Source organism: Psychrobacillus soli (assembly GCF_006861775.1).
GTDB lineage: Bacteria > Bacillota > Bacilli > Bacillales_A > Planococcaceae > Psychrobacillus > Psychrobacillus soli.
Genome location: NZ_VDGG01000051.1, coordinates 12,725 through 28,801 on the forward strand (window position 1 = coordinate 12,725; position 16,077 = coordinate 28,801).

The following is a 16,077-nucleotide window of genomic DNA, read 5'->3' on the forward strand; positions in this document are numbered from 1 at the left end:
AATCAGCTCCTAAAAACTTTGTAAAATGGATTTCATTACTAAATACCAACCATCCACTAATACAAATAATAATATTTTAAACGGCAATGATATCATGACAGGAGGTAACATCATCATACCCATCGACATTAATACACTGGCAACGATCATATCAATTACTAAAAAAGGAATAAAAATCATAAACCCTATTTGAAAAGCCGTTTTAATTTCACTTAGGGCAAATGCAGGAACCATTACGGTTAGCGGAATATCCTCAATCGTTTCTGGTCGTTCTGCTTCTGTATAACGTAAAAATAACTCTAAATCTTTTTGCCTCGTATGCTTGCTCATAAACTCTTTAAATGGACCACTCGCATTTTCATACGCTTGTTCCAATGTTATTTCTTCATTGAAAAGTGGCGTTAAGGCATCTTCATTCACTTGCTGAAAGGTAGGCGCCATGATGAAGAAAGTCAAAAATAACGCCAGTCCAACAATGACCTGGTTGGGAGGCATTTGCTGTGTTGCAAGTGCCGTCCGTACAAAGGAAAGAATAATAACAATTCTAGCAAAACTAGTCATTAATATTAAAATGCTCGGTGCCAAAGATAAGACCGTAAGCAATAGCATTAACTTGATCGAAGTAGAGACATTAGATGGATCACTGTCCGAAAAGAACTGGACAAAATCATTCATTTTTTTCGCGCTCCTTTGTCTTCCAATCCTCTAATACATCACTACGGTCTTTTTTAACTTCTCGTAACTTTTTTTGGAACGTTTCGTTAAATGAAGGATCTTTTTTGTCTTTACTTTTCGGTTTAGAAGAAGTACTTTCTTTTAAACGCTGAACTAGTTCTGTTATGTATGGAACTGTTTTTCCGACGATATCTTGTTTTTCTTCATATATTTTCGTAAGTTTCTCTTTTTCTTCGGGATCCTCTATTTCTTTTAATAGCGTAATATCTTCACCAATACCTACTAAAAAAAGAGAATTACCAACTTGTAATAACTGAACAGATTTACCTTGACTAACGCCAACTCCACCTAAATTTTGTATTAGGCTATTTTGTTGGAACGTTTTATTTCTACTATTAACAAACCGTAAAAGACCATACAGCAATAACACGACGAATAATAAAGCGAAGATCATTTTTACGTAATCCCAAATAGTTACAGACACTGGATCCGCTGTGCTTTCTTCATTGACTTCTTGTTCCACATTTGAAGCAGGTTGCTCTTCTGTGCTGTCCGTCTTTGATTTGTTATAAAATTCTTCAATACTTTCATTCGGATCTATAGCCGCATACACGTTTTGATCGAATAGTAAAAATAAAATAGTGATGATACTAATGACGAGGGTGAACTTCCTCATCATTGTATTACCCGATTGCTTTAGAAATTGCTTCAATTACTCGGTCCGCTTGGAATGGTTTCACGATAAAATCTTTTGCGCCAGCTTGAATAGCATCAATAACCATTGCTTGTTGCCCCATAGCTGAACACATAATAATAACCGCGTTTGGATCTTTTGCTTTAATTTCTTTTAATGCAGCAATTCCATCCATTTCAGGCATCGTAATATCCATTGTTACTAAATCTGGTTTCAGTTCAGCATATTTCTCAATAGCTTGTACCCCGTCAGCAGCTTCTCCGACTACTTCAAACCCGTTTTTAGATAAAATATCTTTAATCATCATGCGCATAAATGCTGCATCGTCCACTATTAAAATTCTTTTCGACATAGTATGTCTCCCCCAGTACTTATTTTAAATTGTTAATACGATCTGCTTGGCTTAGAATATCGGTAATTCGAACTCCGAAGTTTTCATCGATTACAACGACTTCCCCTTTAGCAATATGTCTATTGTTTACTAAAATATCAACTGGTTCTCCAGCTAATTTGTCCAGTTCAATAATAGAACCACTTGTCAGTTCTAATATATCTTTCACTGTTCGTTTAGTACGTCCTAATTCTACTGTTACTTGCAGTGGTATATCAAGTAGTAAATTTAAATTTCTCGATTCACTTTGTGATAGACTTGGTGCTTCAAAACTAGCAAATTGTGCTTGTTGCACTTCTACTTGTGGTGCAGTAGGACGCGGTTGACTAAATTGCATTGGTGCTTGCTGTTGGACTGGTTGTTGCACCGGTGCCACATGAGTTGGAGTCGGAGTTACGTCTACACGTTCTTCCATAATCGTTGCAGCCGCTTCTTGCTCGTTGTCTTCTCCCATTAGCGATTTCACTAAATCTAATCCGAATTGAAGCGGAAGTAATTGCATAATATTCGAATCAATTAATTCCCCAATCTTTAAACGGAATGATACTTTTATTAGCATTTCATCATTCGGTATAGCATCCGTACCTTCATCTACTAATAAATTCATTAAATCGATAGAAGGTGGAGAAATATCTACTTTTTTATTAAATACTGTCGACATCGAAGTCGCTGCAGAGCCCATCATTTGATTCATCGCTTCTTGCACTGCACTTAATTGAATTTCACTAAGCTCTGGTTTTGGATCAATCCCATCGCCGCCAAGCATTAAATCTGCAATAATTGCTGCATCTGATTGTTTAATCACAAGAAGATTCATCCCAGTGAGTCCAGCTGTATAATGAACTTGGACTGCTACATATGGATGTGGGAATTCCTCTTTCAGTTTGGAACGATTAATCATGCTAATATTTGGAGTCGTTATTTCTACTTTCTGACCTAAAAGAGCAGACAATGCCGTAGCCGAACTACCGAAAGAAATATTTCCAATCTCCCCGAGTGTATCTTGTGCAAAATCATCTAAATAATCTGCCACATTAATCTCTTTTGTATCTTGATTACTTTTTTCTTCTTCCAATGTTGTTCCTCTAAGGAGGGCCTCAATTTCTTCTTGGGAGAGCATATCATCACTCATCATCATCCTCTCCTCCTTTCAAAGTTTCGATGACTTGAACAGCCATTCGATTTTTTAGTTTACCTGGTTGTGCTTTAAACTTAGGTATATCCCCAACTTTAATCGTTAAAGGATTATCTATTTTTGCATTTAACTGAATAACATCTCCTAATTGTAAGTACAACAAGTCTTCAATCGAAATATCCGTAGAGCCTATTTCGGCCACTATTGGAATCTCAGCTGATTTCACCCGTTTTTCAAGTACTTTTAACTGCTCAGGAGATACTTCTTTTTTATTCGTTTGCATCCAATATCGCACCGATAAGTTTGGCACGATTGGTTCTAAAACGACATGTGGTATACAAATATTAATCATTCCACTAGTTTCCCCAATAATCGTATTAAACGAAATAACAACAACTGTTTCATTTGGAGAAATCATTTGTAAAAATTGTGGATTCACTTCAAGCTCTGTAAGTATCGGATCAATATCCGCAATATTAGCCCAAGCCTCTCTCAGATTATCAAACGAACGCTCAAATAAGTTCGTCATAATTTTCGTTTCAATCTCTGTTAAGTTATCTGTTTTTGTATGAGTTTCTCCCCTACCACCCATTAGTAGATCTAGCATCGTGTAAGCGATATTAGGATTTATCTCCATGAGAATATTTCCTTCTAGTGGGGGAACTTCAAACACATTGATAAGCGTCATATGTGGTACCGAACGAATAAATTCTTCGAACGGAATTTGATCCACGGATACGACGGAAATTTGTACGTACGATCTTAATTGGGCAGAAAAAAAGGTTGTTAATAAACGAGCAAAATTTTCATGGATTCGTGTTAAACTACGAATTTGATCTTTTGAAAAACGAAGCGCTCGCTTAAAGTCATATACTCTAACTTTTCTAGCTTCTTGCTCACTTTTCATCTCATCTGCTGTCATTTCGCCAGTTGAAAGAGCACTTAACAACGCATCTATTTCCGATTGAGATAATATATCTCCTGCCAATCTGCCCACCTCCATTCACAATATTACTTTATTGAATGATATAAGAAGTAATATAAACTTGCTGCACTTCTCCATCATCCATTAACTCATCAATTTTCGTTTTCAACGTTGCTTGAAACATCGTTTTTCCTTGCTTCCCTTCTAAATCCTCAGGGGTCATTTCAGAAAGCTCCGTAATGACAATATTTTTTACTTGGAAATCGCGTTTCGTTAGTTCTTCACCAGCTTCTGGACTATCCATTTGCACTTTTAATGAAATACGAATGAATTTGTTTGTTGCAAGATTAGTTGTAATTTCCGGTATATCTACCGACGATTCAATAATTTCGTCAATGGTTTGGCCTTTAACTTCCTCACCTTTGTTTAGCTGGAAAATAATAAGTAAGGCGATGACACCTACTAAAGTGATGGAAACTAAAATAATAAGCATAATAGTTAGCAGTTTATTTTTACTCTTCATGTTCTTCACCTCTTAAATGGGGGTTCGCCAATATATGTATTTCCTTGTAAAATCGAGAAATTTGAGCGTGTACTTCCTCTCTGGATTCCAACGCAACATATTTATGACCGTTTGTAAGTGTTATCGTTGTATCCGGAAAAGATTCCACCGTCTCTATGTATAGAGCATTCAACGAAAATTCTTTGCCGTTTAATCTTGTTAAGTTAATCATATATAAGGGCCGGGCCACGAAGGAGCGGCCCAACCCTCCCTTACAAATTTAGTAGTTTAATAGATTAACGTTTTAAGTTAATAAGCTCTTCTAAAATGGAGTCAGAAGTTGTAATAATACGAGTGTTCGCTTGGAACCCACGTTGTGCTACAATCATGTCCGTGAATTCTTCAGATAGATCGACGTTAGACATTTCTAAGAAACCTGAGTTGATGGATCCCATACCTGATTCAGTTGCGGTTTGAAGAATTGGTTCACCAGAGTTTGATGTATCTTTAAAATAGTTTGCCCCAACTTTCTCTAAACCTCCTGCATTTGGAAATTTCGCTAAAACAAGTTGACCTGCCCAACGTAATGTTCCTTCCGCGTCAACAAATGTTACAGTTCCATCTTGACCAATACTCATACTTTGTGCGTCTGTTGGTATTTTTATTGGTCTATATTCCCCACCTACAGTAAGAGCCATATCTGGTAAATAGCTCCCCCCAGTATTAAGGTTTCCAGTTGCTTCCCAGTTTCTCTGTACACTAGAAGCATCCGGGTAAGATAAGTTAGTTACCGCCGCATTCGCTGCTGCTAGTTCTTCAGCAGCAGCTGTTGCAGCTTTTTCTGCATCAAGAGCAGCTTTAGCATCTGCACCGTCAGCATGGTTAGGATCCATGGCATTCTTTAAGTTATCTTCTGCTAGTTTTAAATCCGCTTCTGCTTGCGTTACTGCTGCTGGGTCAGCAGGACTAAGAGCTTTAGCAGCCGCTAAATCATCTGTTGCAGTTTTTACGTCGGCTTTAAGAGGATCTAGTGTTGCAGTTAAAGCATCTGCTGCAATTTTAGCTTCATCTGCTCTATCTTGAGCGGTTCCTGCTGCTGTTACCGCTGAAGCTTGTGCGTCTGTAAGGGCCGTAGGATCTACTTTAGTAACTCCACCGACTAAAAATTTCCCATCACCATTTACTAGATAACCTTCGTTGTCCATATAGAAGTTACCCGCACGTGTATATAACGGATTAACAAATCCATCACGGTTAGCATTAGTAGAATCTGCAACTTGAAAAAAGCCATCTCCTGAAATACCTAGGTCTAGTGTATTACCAGTTGATTGTAATGCCCCGCCTGCATGTATAGTATCAATTGCAGCTAGTTGTGAACCTAAACCTACTTGTTTTGCATTAACGCCACCACGTGTAGCTGTTGCAGCTGAAGCCCCTGCTGTTGTTTGTGAGATTAAATCCTTAAATATCGTACGCCCTTTTTTAAAGCCATAAGTATTAACATTGGAAATGTTATTCCCAATCACGTCTAATTTTGTTTGGAAGTTTTTTAAGCCTGAAATACCTGAGTACATAGAACGAATCATTTTTTTGTTCTCCCTTCAATTTGCGTGCTAGCTTCAATCAGTCGGCTGCACATAGCATCCTTAACAAGGTCCTGCTATAAAAGTCTAGTTCAGCACAATTGTGCCGTCGATATTTGTAAATAATTGATTGTTTGCTTCCGTGCGGTCCATTGCAGTAATCACTGTCGCATTTTTTGCACTGACGATTAATGCTGCTTGATCCATCAATACTAAAGAGTCTTTTACACCTTTTGAACGTGCTTCTGCTACTTTGTCATTAATCAGTTGCCACTGTGCCTCTGAGATGTGAATATTTCTATCGATCAACCGTTGATTAGCATGTTTACTAACTTTCAACTCTGTTTTTACGGTGGCATCCTGTAAATGCTGTAAAAATGATTGTTTTGGTGTGGTGACTTGTTTTGTCGTATAGGCTGGACGGATTACTGGTTGCAGTGGAACACGATTAATCTTAATGTTATCCATTGCTTATCTCCGTTCTATTAACTGATTGAATTGATTTGATTGGCTGTTATTGTTGTATTATCACTTAAGTTATAAACAATGGAGCCATCTTTTTTCGTGACAGAGACTACTTGTCCTGTTCCTTCTGTTTCACCGCTCGCATAATTTACTGTTTTACCAATCATCATACTTGCTTCCACTAAGCTATTTGCGCTTGTGGCACTAGATAATACTTCTGAAATATTTCCAGGTGTAATGACTTTACCATCAGCAAGTGTAAATTCTACATTGCCATTTACGAATTTAATCGCATTAATTTGACCTGTACCCTCATTTGTAATAGGCTTGCCAGCTTCATCTAATTTTTCCGTTAACTCATGCCATTTCACTTCTTTTCCTACAAAGTTACTATATTCAATCATTTGCGATTGTTCTTGAACTTGTGCAAAATCTTCAAATGCTTTTGTTAAGTTTGCCATTTGCTCTAAAGAAGAGAATTGTGCCATTTGTGCGATAAACTCCGTGTCTTTCATTGGATTTGTTGGATCTTGGTTTTGTAATTGCGCCATTAATATTTTTAAAAACGCATCTTTTCCAAGTGCACTATTCCCTGTTTGTTTTTCTACTTTTTTCTGATTGGTCAAGTACATATTGCTTGTTATTGGATTCATGTTAGCCACCTTTTAAACCTCCATTTCCTTTAAAAATTCTTCGAATGAAGATTGTTCTTCCGACTTTTCGCTGCTTTGTTCTTGTTGTTGTTGTTTAAATGACTCTTGGAAAGATTGGTTTCTTTCTTGTCTATTTGTATCTTGCAGGGCTTGTGTTATTTCTAGCTTATCTAGTTGGATATTTTGGCTACCTAAGCTTTGTCTTAAATGATTAGAGTTTGCATCTAACATCTCTTTTCCGAGTGCGGTAGATGCCAACATTTTCGCAGTTAAAATACCGTCTTTTTGGACTAATTCGATTCGAATTGTTCCAAGTTGCTCTGGATACAGTTTCATAACTAATCGATTTGCCCCATTTGTTTGACCGAACTGTACACGATTCATCAGTTTTTGTAGTTCTTTCACAAATTCTTCTGATTGCGCAGACTTTTCAGTCGGTAATGTCATGGATACTGTTTCTACTTTTGTTAGAACAATTGAAGATGTCTGACCTTGTACATTAGATGTTACTTCTTTCGTTTCTACCATTGTTTCACTCGGAATTAGTGGTGAAATTTGTCGAACGACCACTTGTTGGATAACTGGTTTTAACCCTTGCATAACATCAGGTTTTTGATTTACTTTTACAATTGCATCCGTTGTACTTTCTTTGACATTTTCAAGCAGTTGTTTCAAGTCAAAAAGCGTGGACTCTTGTTTTAAAGTAAGATCTGATTTATTGCCAATTAGTTGTGCTATTTTTAGTAATTGTACCGCTTGCTTTGCTTCTACTGGTGTAGCGGTTCCTTGACCATTAAGCGAAAGGGTTATTGCATCCGTTAACTTACTTGCCTGCTGTTGGATACCTGCTAATAAGTCCCATACATTGGACTCTTCCATTTCCATAGTAGTATCTGTTTCCCCACTAAGTAGTTCATTTAATAGTTCTTTTAACTGTTGTGGATTTACTTCTAACTCTTTCGAACCGATTAACTCTTCTAATTCTTCTAGTGATGTTGCATTAAGAATGGATAGTAAGTCTTGAACTAGGTCCTGTTCAGGCATATTTGGCATAGCATCAACTGGGTGTTGTATATGCTGATTGGATAATATTTGACCAAATACATTTCCGAAAACTTGACTGTTTTGAACTGATGCTTGTTTTCCAATTGGTTGTGCGGAGATATTATTCCCCATATTCACAACGGCCGCGATATTCACTTCCTGTCACCTCCTTTTCTTGAAAAAAAATTATTACTCTGTCATAAGCTCCGTATATTTTGCAGCATCTTCAGGCGTCATTTTTTCATAAATTTTCGCTACTGTATCTGGTTTTAAACTAGTTAGTATGCGTAAAGCTTCTGCGTCACTCATTTTCGTAATGACAGGTGCTGCCGCTTTAGCAGACATTTTTTCAAACGTAGAAACAATTTCGCTGTACGCTTGTTTTGTGCTCGTTTTTTCTCTTTGAAGTGTCTCTATCTCATCTAGTAAACGCTGCTGTTCTACTAAAAGCGCTTCATTTGATTTGGCAGAGTTTTCGATTTCTACTTGTAATTGATTTATTTCAGCTTCTTTTTGTTGTATTTCTGCTTGAAGGGAAACAACTCGTTCTTCTAAACGATCTGTTTTGCTGTCTTCAGTTACTACTTCTGTTTGTCCGACACCAGTTAATTCTTTTGCTTTTTCAAAAACATTCACATTCAATGTTTGAGCAATTATTAGTAGGAGAAGTAAAGCAAATAACAAAGGAATGATAAACCAATAAAAAAACATTTTCATTTTGCTTATACCTTTTGCACTGTTGTTCTCTTGTAGAATGCTTTTATTCGATTTGTTCCGGTTAGCCATGCTTTTACTCACCTAATCTCTTTGTTTTGAAACTTTAAAGAAGAAATCTCATCTAACTGTATCGTTTCTAGTCGTTGTTGTTCTTGCCGGAATTGTTCAAAGTCTTTTTCTTTCATCTTTTCGAACTTTCGTACTTCCAGTGATTTTTCCACTAGTTTTTCTTCAAACCAGTTCATCTTAGAACGCGCTTGTATGACTTCTTTTTGAACAAGATCAATTCTTTTTTGTAATCCTTCGATATAATTAGAATAATGATGCATTTGGTCGATAGACAATCCTGATGATAACCGGTCATTTTGCACATCTACTGTATCTTCTTGCTTTTTTAATAGGTCATATAATTCGGTCGCTATTTTTTCAAAGGAATGCACAGATTCTTTATACGCGATTTCCGTTTCTGACTTTTCCTGCTCCCGAATGTTTAGCACTTTTGCAAATTTATATTGATAGGCAACCATTTTACGAACCACCACCTGCTAATTTCACTAATTCATCTACAGTCGACGCGAGCGTAACTTTGTCTAAATAGCCTTGTTTTAAGAATGCTGTGATTAAAGGCTCATATTGAATTGCTTCATCAATTTCTCTTGAAGTACCTCGTTTATAAGCACCAATATTGATCAAATCCTCTGATTTGTTATACGTAAAATATAAATCCCGCAATCGTTCGGCTGCTTTTTTATGTTTTTCATCCGAAATATGATTCATCAAACGGCTAATACTTTTCAGTACATTGATCGCTGGATACTGTCCTTTGTTTGCTAAAGAACGGTCGAGTACGATATGCCCATCTAAAATACCTCGAACGGTGTCTGCAATCGGTTCGTTCATATCATCACCGTCTACTAGCACGGTATAAAACGCGGTGATTGTTCCATTTTCATTCGTACCCGTCCGTTCTAATAGTTTCGGTAATATAGAGAAAACAGAAGGCGTATATCCTCTTGTAGCAGGTGGTTCCCCAACTGCCAAACCAATTTCCCGTTGAGCCATCGCAACACGAGTAACGGAGTCCATCATTAGCATGACATTGAGCCCTTTATCTCGGAAATACTCGGCAATTGCTGTAGCAGTAAAAGCGCCTTTTATGCGCATTAAAGCTGGTTGATCAGATGTGGCTGCCACAACAATCGTTCTTGCTAATCCTTCTTTTCCTAAATCTCGCTCGATAAATTCACGCACTTCTCTTCCACGTTCCCCTATAAGCGCGATGACATTTAAGTCTGCATTCGTATTTCTTGCAATCATTCCTAGCAATGTACTTTTACCGACACCAGATCCAGCAAAAATCCCGACCCTTTGACCTTTTCCGATTGTTAGCATCCCATCAATCGCTTTTACTCCCACTTCAATACGCTCGTCAATTGGTGGTCGTGTAAGCGGGTTTGGCGGGTCTTGTTCTGTACCAACAGTTATCAAACCTTTTGGCAGCATAGTTCCATCTATCGGGTTCCCCATCGAATCGAGCACTTTACCTATTAAATCTGGACCTACTTTGATCTCTAAAGGACTATTTGTACCTTCCACCAAACAGCCTGTCGAGATTTCTCGAATATTTGTGTAAGGCATTAAGACAACTATTTCTTCTTTGAATCCAACTACTTCAGCAAGAATGACAGAATGACCGTTTTTAGAAGAGTTGATATGAATTTTACAAACATCCCCTATGGAGCTCTCAGGGCCTTGCGATTCAATCATTAATCCAACCACACGACTCACACGACCATATTTTTTAAAGGTAGGTACACTCGGGATTTGCTGAATTAAATCGACTGCTTTCATCACATTCACTCCGCGCTCTCTAGCATGTTAACTAGTTTTTGTCTTAACTCTTGTAGTTGTTCATCGATACTGACTACTATTCTTCCGTGACTTGTTTCGATAAAACAATCTTCAGCGTCCATATCTTCATCAACGAATAACATAAATGGCACATCTACTGGAAACAAGGAAGCAAGTTCTTCTCGATTGCTTGATACTAATCCAAAATAAGTTGGAGAAACATATAACTTAATTTCTTTCATTTCCCTTGCTTCTTTTAGTGCTCTTTTCACGATGGATAAAAAAACTTTCGGATCTTCTTCCAGTTTAGTACCTATTATTCGCTCAGCCGATCGCAGACCAAGCTCTAATATAATTTGTTCTTGCTGTTGCAAATATCTTGCTGCATTTTCATGCGCTATTTGCATCGTTTCATTCGCATTTTGTATCGAATGTTGCATATCGGAAAGGGCTTTTTGTCGCCCTTCCTCGACTCCTTGAGCGAAGCCTTCGTCGTATGCTTGTTGTTGAAATGCTAGTTTCTGTTCATCCCATGATTTTCGTTCGTTTACAATCGATTGATTAGTTTCTTCTATTTCCTGAGCTAATGCAGCTTTTTTTTGTGCAATTTCTTGCTCTACTTCTCGTACCATTTTTTCTCTTTCATTTAATAGAATTTCTAAAGAAAGAGGTTGCTCGGTATCTAATTCTTCTTGTACGTGCAGATTTCTTATTTGAATTGGTTTTAATTTTTCACTGTTTTCACTTACTTGTACGTTTCGGAAAATCCTAGACAATAATGTCATCTCCTCCACCACGAGCAATAATGATTTCGCCTGCATCTTCTAATCTACGAATAACTGTTACGATACGAGATTGTGCTTCTTCCACATCTCGTAATCGAACGGGTCCCATAAATTCCATTTCTTCTTTAAATGTTTCCGCCATACGAGTGGACATATTCCGGAAAATTACATCTTTTACTTCTTCGCTCGATACTTTCATCGAAAGAAGTAAATCTTCATTTTCACAATCACGAATAACACGCTGAATCGATCGGTTGTCCAATGTAACAATATCTTCGAAAACAAACATTCGTTTTTTGATCTCTTCTGCAAGTTCTGGATCTTGAATTTCTAACGCGTCCAAAATCGTTTTTTCGGTTGTACGATCGACTCCGTTCAACACTTCGACTACCGCATCGACTCCACCAGTTTCGGTATAATCTTGAGTAACCGTAGAAGAAAGTTTCCGCTCTAATACCGATTCAATTTCACTTATTACTTCAGGTGAAGTAGAATCCATCGTCGCAATACGTTTTGCAATATCCGCCTGCATTTCTTGCGGTAATGAAGATAGAATAATTCCCGCTTGCTGTGCTTCTAAATAAGATAAAATCAGCGCAATTGTTTGTGGATGCTCATTTTGAATGAAATTAAACAATTGCGTCGGCTCAGCTCTTCTTGCAAAGTCAAACGGTCGCACTTGTAGTGATGATGTTAGTCGATTAATAATCGCCTGGGCATGTTCAGAACCAAGTGCTTTTTCAAGAACGGTCTTCGCATACCCGATACCGCCTTGCGAAATATAATCTTGCGCCAAGGCAATATGGTGAAATTCTTCAATAATATCTTCTTTAATATCTGGCTCTACTTTTTTTACACTAGATATTTCTAATGTTAAACGCTCAATTTCTTCTTCATTTAAATGTTTATAAATGGAAGCCGACACTTCAGGTCCAAGAGATATCAATAAGAGTGCGGCTTTTTGCTTACCACTAAGCTCTTTTTCTTTTTTATTCATAGCCGTCCCCCCAATCAATTACGTCTCGACGTAATTGCGTCCAGATTTTGGATTGCGCAAGCGCAATTAACTCCCTTCAAAATCTGTGACATCCGCCGGAGGCTTTAACTTTAATCTGCAGAATAAAGTTAATCCTCTGCTATCCAAGTACGTAACAATTTCGCGAAATCTTCTGGCTTATCTTTTGCCATTTTTTCAAGTTGTTTTCGTCTTAAAGTAGCTTCCGTTTCTTTTTCATCATTAATGTCATCGATTTTCAATTCTTCTCGCTGTTCTTCCAGAATAATTTGTTCTTCCTCGTCTTTTCTTCTAGATCGAACGAAGAAAATTACGAGTAGAATAATCGCGGCTAGTAAAATACCTACTACTACGTACATCCACCATGGAATTGTAGAGGTAGTTTCTGCAGTCGCTGCAGATTTACCGTTAAATGCTTGTACAGATACGACAATTTTTTCTTGAAGTTGGTCTTCCGTTAGTTCTCCTACTTCTTCTTTATCAATCGAAGTTCGAATAATCGTCGCAAGAATTTGTTCGATATCTCCTTGCACGCCAGCTGGCATAGAGGCAGTATCTTCTGGATTTGGTGGTTCTACCATTACTTGAATACCAATGTCTCTAATTTTATAAGGACTTTCGACAATTTCTTTTCGGATTCGATTCACTTCACTATTGATCATATCTTCGGTTCTTTCATAGTCACCATTAGCAGTAGAACCTTCTACATAGTTCGTAAAGTTATCTGTGGCATCTTCTGCTTGCGGTGTCCCCCCTGCAACTGGGTTATTTCCAGTGAATGTTTCCGAAATACGCTGCGCACTAATTTCGATACCAGCCATATTCTCTTCATCTACAGGTTGCACTAAATTTTCTTCTCTATTTTCTTGTTTGAAATCGATATCTGTAGTAACGGAAACGACTACTTTATCTTGTCCCATTAAAGTGCCTAACATCGTTTGTACTTGTCTTTGTAGATCGCGTTCAATGGTCTTTTTAATCGTCATTTGATCCGTTACACTTGTTCCACCTACGCCGTTATTTGCCTGCGCCATATCAAAATATTCTAAATACTGATTTCGAATCGTAATATTTTCTGTGGATAAGTTCGGAATGGATTTAGAAACTAAATTGTATAAAGACGTAATTTGAGATTCCGTAAACTGATATCCTGGTTCTGTATTTAATATAATGGCGGCACTTGCTGCATCATTACTTTGCGATAAAAACACGCTTTCTTCTGGTAATGTAATCATTACTTGAGCGTCTTTTATTCCTTTTACACCTTTTATCAAATTAGCTAATTCTGTTTGCATAGAAGCTAATTTTAAAACGTTAAATTCGTTATCTGTCATACCAAAACCAGCATTTTGAGAAAAGAAGCTATAGTCGATCATTCCTGACTGCGGAAAACCTTCTGCTGCTAGTTGTACGAGTAATGCATCTACTTGACCTGCTGGAACAGAAATCGAAGTTCCACCTGCAGCAATCTCATTTGGTACTCCTTGTGCATCTAATGTTTCTTTTATGCGCCCTATTTCAGAAGGGGAAACGTCCGAGTAAAGAGGAACAAATTCTGTTTTTGTGAAGAAATAGGTAAGTATAGCTGCCAGTAAAATCACTGCTACTACGCTGCCTATCATTGTCCCTTTTTGCGTCTTCGTTCGACTTTTCCAAAACAAGGATATATCATTGGTTATTTTCTTTATACGTTCATTCATTAGTATCCTCCGGTTATGGTGAATATTTTTGCTCGATATTTAGCGATAACCGAGAGTTTAAACTGGCATTCGCATGATTTCTTGGTACGCTTCAATTACCTTGTTTCGAATTTCTAAAGTCGCATTCAATGTAATACTCGCTTTTTGAGAAGCAATCATTACATCATGCAATTCTATATTTTCTCCACGAATTAATTTTTCTGTTGCAACATCAGAAGCTTTTTGATTTGCATTAACAGAGTCAATTGCGCCTTTCAAAAAATCACCAAATTTTTCTTGTGCTTCTGCGGAACTCACCTTGGAAGTTGTAGAGACAGGATTTATTTGGGAAGGATTAAATAATGAAACAGATTCAATCGCCATATCAGGTCAGACCTTCTTTCTTTTATTTTCCAATTTCTAATGCTTTCGACAACATTGCTTTGTTTGCATTAAAAACAGTGACATTCGCTTCATATGAGCGTGTGGCTGATATTAAGTCAACCATTTCTTTTAAAGGGTCTACATTAGGCATTTCTACATATCCTTCTGCATTCGCATCAATATGTGTAGGGTCAAACACTAATTTGAACGGAGTCTCTGTATCTTCGTTTATTTTAGTTACTTTTACACCATGTCCTAAACTATCCTTATTCGCTGATCCCATCGCCACGTTTAAGAAATTCGAAAATTTCCCTTCCTGCGGTTGTAGTGTAACTGTTTTCCTTCTATACGCTTGCCACTCACCGTCCACAAGTTTTGCGCGAGTTGTGTCGACATTTGCCATATTAGAGGATATAACATCCATACGAAGACGTTGTGCTGTTAAGGCGGAAGCCGTTGTGTTCATCCCGTGGAAAATGGACATTATCTGCTTCCTCCTTTAATAACTGTTTGTAATGTATTCAATTTTCCACTTACACGATCTACAAGTGCATTATAGTAGAGCTGATTGGTCGCGAGATTCGCTTGTTCTTTATCCATGTCGACTCCATTGCCATTATTGCTATATCGGAAATTTTTATAGTCATATACTCCAGAAGCACTAGTTTGCATGCTAAAATTCATATGTTTTTCTTCTGTTCGATGAGTAGATATAGTATTTTTTTTTGCTGTCGCTAAAAATTTGTTAAAATTCACACTTTTCGTTTTATAATTCGGCGTGTCAACATTCGCTATATTTTGCGCAATTGTTTTTTGTTTCGCAGCAGAAAAATCCAAACCTCTTTCCAAATTTGATATTGTGCCACCAAATATACCCAACCATTTCACCTCATTTGCTTTCTCTTCGTTTCTTTATAATAAGAATCTAGGAAAATCATAATAATCTAATTGTAATGAAAACGTTACATTGTGTCTATTCAATTCCGTTCGATTTAATAGGTCCTTTTTCCTTTTTTTCGCTAATATTCGACTTTTTATTGTCCATTCTATACAATTGTTAATTTTTGCATAGATTACCTCTAAAAATCAATCAAAAACCATCAAATTTCACAAAAGTTTAATATTATAATTGACGGAAAAGTAACACTATTTCACTTTATTGTCCTCCAGTTGTTTTCCGAAGTTCTCCGCTCGCTTCTCCAATAAAAAAATTTCTATTTTCACTTGAAACAATTTGCTATAAATAAACGCTTCATGTCGTTTTTTAATCTTAGCTGTTTGCTGAAAATTTACTTCGTAAAATGGGGATACTGCGTCGGAGTGAGCTGAAAAAAGTGTTCGCTGGGATTTCCGCTGCAGGATGGACACTTTCCGCCGCTTGCGCGTGCGTTGGAATGGCACATTAAGCTCCGAGAGGAACAAAGGCTAAGAGCACCACATCGTGTGGCAACGCCTTCGTGACCAACATCCTGTTAGCCTCGGCAGGAGTCGCCACCTGCCTCGAGAATCTATGGTAAAGACTAGCTTATCAGAATCTAATATTAAAAATAAATGGTTGAACGAGACAATATTCCCTTTG

The 16,077-nt window shown here is 37.4% G+C and carries 20 protein-coding genes; all 20 read right to left on the reverse strand.

Annotation, left to right across the window (positions count from 1 at the left end):
* Positions 1-9 precede the first annotated feature (9 nt).
* The 20 genes from fliP to flgB all read right to left on the reverse strand — a co-directional run bounded on the left by fliP (position 10) and on the right by flgB (position 15,377).
* Positions 10-675 carry a flagellar type III secretion system pore protein FliP gene (gene fliP / locus FG383_RS17640; protein ID WP_142608718.1) on the reverse strand — a complete coding sequence of 222 codons (666 nt, stop codon included), beginning with the start codon at positions 673-675 and terminating at the stop codon, positions 10-12.
* Positions 668-1,387: a flagellar biosynthetic protein FliO gene (locus tag FG383_RS17645; protein WP_142608719.1), complete on the reverse strand. Its 720-nt coding sequence runs from the start codon at positions 1,385-1,387 to the stop codon at positions 668-670. The genes fliP and FG383_RS17645 overlap by 8 nt, the downstream gene beginning before the upstream one ends.
* Positions 1,359-1,721, reverse strand: coding sequence for a response regulator (locus FG383_RS17650; protein WP_093263185.1), 363 nt, complete (start codon positions 1,719-1,721; stop codon positions 1,359-1,361). The genes FG383_RS17645 and FG383_RS17650 overlap by 29 nt, the downstream gene beginning before the upstream one ends.
* Before the next feature lie 19 nt (positions 1,722-1,740).
* Positions 1,741-2,892, reverse strand: a complete 1,152-nt coding sequence (fliY, locus tag FG383_RS17655) for a flagellar motor switch phosphatase FliY (protein ID WP_142608734.1) — start codon at positions 2,890-2,892, stop codon at positions 1,741-1,743.
* Entirely contained in the window at positions 2,885-3,883 is a 999-nt protein-coding gene (fliM, locus tag FG383_RS17660; RefSeq protein ID WP_142608720.1) for a flagellar motor switch protein FliM, read from the reverse strand. The genes fliY and fliM overlap by 8 nt, the downstream gene beginning before the upstream one ends.
* A gap of 28 nt (positions 3,884-3,911) precedes the next feature.
* Positions 3,912-4,343 (reverse strand): flagellar basal body-associated protein FliL, encoded by a 432-nt coding sequence (gene fliL, locus FG383_RS17665; RefSeq protein ID WP_142608721.1) that lies wholly within the window; start codon positions 4,341-4,343, stop codon positions 3,912-3,914.
* Complete coding sequence (locus FG383_RS17670) at positions 4,333-4,554, reverse strand: flagellar FlbD family protein (RefSeq protein ID WP_142608735.1); 222 nt, start codon at positions 4,552-4,554, stop codon at positions 4,333-4,335. The genes fliL and FG383_RS17670 overlap by 11 nt, the downstream gene beginning before the upstream one ends.
* A gap of 64 nt (positions 4,555-4,618) precedes the next feature.
* Positions 4,619-5,908, reverse strand: a complete 1,290-nt coding sequence (locus FG383_RS17675) for a flagellar hook-basal body complex protein (RefSeq protein WP_142608722.1) — start codon at positions 5,906-5,908, stop codon at positions 4,619-4,621.
* Between the two features lie 84 nt (positions 5,909-5,992).
* Complete coding sequence (locus FG383_RS17680; protein WP_142608723.1) at positions 5,993-6,373, reverse strand: TIGR02530 family flagellar biosynthesis protein; 381 nt, start codon at positions 6,371-6,373, stop codon at positions 5,993-5,995.
* 17 nt (positions 6,374-6,390) lie between these two features.
* A complete protein-coding gene (gene flgD / locus FG383_RS17685; RefSeq protein ID WP_142608736.1) occupies positions 6,391-7,023 on the reverse strand; it encodes a flagellar hook assembly protein FlgD in 633 nt (210 codons plus the stop codon).
* A 12-nt stretch (positions 7,024-7,035) separates the two neighbouring features.
* On the reverse strand, positions 7,036-8,223 hold the full coding sequence (locus tag FG383_RS17690; RefSeq protein WP_142608724.1) for a flagellar hook-length control protein FliK: 1,188 nt from the start codon (positions 8,221-8,223) through the stop codon (positions 7,036-7,038).
* Positions 8,224-8,256: 33 nt separating this feature from the next.
* The gene (locus FG383_RS17695) at positions 8,257-8,853 is read right to left on the reverse strand and encodes a MotE family protein (RefSeq protein WP_142608725.1); all 597 of its coding nucleotides are present in this window, start codon (positions 8,851-8,853) and stop codon (positions 8,257-8,259) included.
* 8 nt (positions 8,854-8,861) lie between these two features.
* On the reverse strand, positions 8,862-9,311 hold the full coding sequence (fliJ, locus tag FG383_RS17700; protein ID WP_142608726.1) for a flagellar export protein FliJ: 450 nt from the start codon (positions 9,309-9,311) through the stop codon (positions 8,862-8,864).
* A gap of 1 nt (position 9,312) precedes the next feature.
* Complete coding sequence (gene fliI, locus FG383_RS17705) at positions 9,313-10,635, reverse strand: flagellar protein export ATPase FliI (RefSeq protein ID WP_142608727.1); 1,323 nt, start codon at positions 10,633-10,635, stop codon at positions 9,313-9,315.
* A gap of 5 nt (positions 10,636-10,640) precedes the next feature.
* On the reverse strand, positions 10,641-11,420 hold the full coding sequence (fliH, locus tag FG383_RS17710) for a flagellar assembly protein FliH (RefSeq protein WP_246097049.1): 780 nt from the start codon (positions 11,418-11,420) through the stop codon (positions 10,641-10,643).
* Entirely contained in the window at positions 11,404-12,417 is a 1,014-nt protein-coding gene (gene fliG, locus FG383_RS17715; protein WP_142608729.1) for a flagellar motor switch protein FliG, read from the reverse strand. The genes fliH and fliG overlap by 17 nt, the downstream gene beginning before the upstream one ends.
* Positions 12,418-12,545: 128 nt before the next feature.
* Positions 12,546-14,135 (reverse strand): flagellar basal-body MS-ring/collar protein FliF, encoded by a 1,590-nt coding sequence (fliF, locus tag FG383_RS17720; RefSeq protein WP_142608730.1) that lies wholly within the window; start codon positions 14,133-14,135, stop codon positions 12,546-12,548.
* Between the two features lie 57 nt (positions 14,136-14,192).
* A complete protein-coding gene (fliE, locus tag FG383_RS17725) occupies positions 14,193-14,498 on the reverse strand; it encodes a flagellar hook-basal body complex protein FliE (RefSeq protein WP_142608731.1) in 306 nt (101 codons plus the stop codon).
* 22 nt (positions 14,499-14,520) lie between these two features.
* Entirely contained in the window at positions 14,521-14,982 is a 462-nt protein-coding gene (gene flgC, locus FG383_RS17730; RefSeq protein ID WP_142608732.1) for a flagellar basal body rod protein FlgC, read from the reverse strand.
* Positions 14,982-15,377: a flagellar basal body rod protein FlgB gene (flgB, locus tag FG383_RS17735; protein WP_142608733.1), complete on the reverse strand. Its 396-nt coding sequence runs from the start codon at positions 15,375-15,377 to the stop codon at positions 14,982-14,984. The genes flgC and flgB overlap by 1 nt, the downstream gene beginning before the upstream one ends.
* Positions 15,378-16,077: the final 700 nt, after the last annotated feature.

Coding starts and splice junctions, on each gene's coding strand:
- fliP (WP_142608718.1), bottom strand. CDS start 675: ATGAATGATTTTGTCCAGTTCTTTTCGGACAGTGATCCATCTAATGTC.
- FG383_RS17650 (WP_093263185.1), bottom strand. CDS start 1,721: ATGTCGAAAAGAATTTTAATAGTGGACGATGCAGCATTTATGCGCATG.
- fliY (WP_142608734.1), bottom strand. CDS start 2,892: ATGAGTGATGATATGCTCTCCCAAGAAGAAATTGAGGCCCTCCTTAGA.
- fliL (WP_142608721.1), bottom strand. CDS start 4,343: ATGAAGAGTAAAAATAAACTGCTAACTATTATGCTTATTATTTTAGTT.
- FG383_RS17670 (WP_142608735.1), bottom strand. CDS start 4,554: ATGATTAACTTAACAAGATTAAACGGCAAAGAATTTTCGTTGAATGCT.
- FG383_RS17675 (WP_142608722.1), bottom strand. CDS start 5,908: ATGATTCGTTCTATGTACTCAGGTATTTCAGGCTTAAAAAACTTCCAA.
- FG383_RS17680 (WP_142608723.1), bottom strand. CDS start 6,373: ATGGATAACATTAAGATTAATCGTGTTCCACTGCAACCAGTAATCCGT.
- flgD (WP_142608736.1), bottom strand. CDS start 7,023: ATGAATCCAATAACAAGCAATATGTACTTGACCAATCAGAAAAAAGTA.
- FG383_RS17695 (WP_142608725.1), bottom strand. CDS start 8,853: ATGGCTAACCGGAACAAATCGAATAAAAGCATTCTACAAGAGAACAAC.
- fliJ (WP_142608726.1), bottom strand. CDS start 9,311: ATGGTTGCCTATCAATATAAATTTGCAAAAGTGCTAAACATTCGGGAG.
- fliI (WP_142608727.1), bottom strand. CDS start 10,635: ATGAAAGCAGTCGATTTAATTCAGCAAATCCCGAGTGTACCTACCTTT.
- fliH (WP_246097049.1), bottom strand. CDS start 11,420: ATGACATTATTGTCTAGGATTTTCCGAAACGTACAAGTAAGTGAAAAC.
- fliG (WP_142608729.1), bottom strand. CDS start 12,417: ATGAATAAAAAAGAAAAAGAGCTTAGTGGTAAGCAAAAAGCCGCACTC.
- fliF (WP_142608730.1), bottom strand. CDS start 14,135: ATGAATGAACGTATAAAGAAAATAACCAATGATATATCCTTGTTTTGG.
- fliE (WP_142608731.1), bottom strand. CDS start 14,498: ATGGCGATTGAATCTGTTTCATTATTTAATCCTTCCCAAATAAATCCT.
- flgC (WP_142608732.1), bottom strand. CDS start 14,982: ATGTCCATTTTCCACGGGATGAACACAACGGCTTCCGCCTTAACAGCA.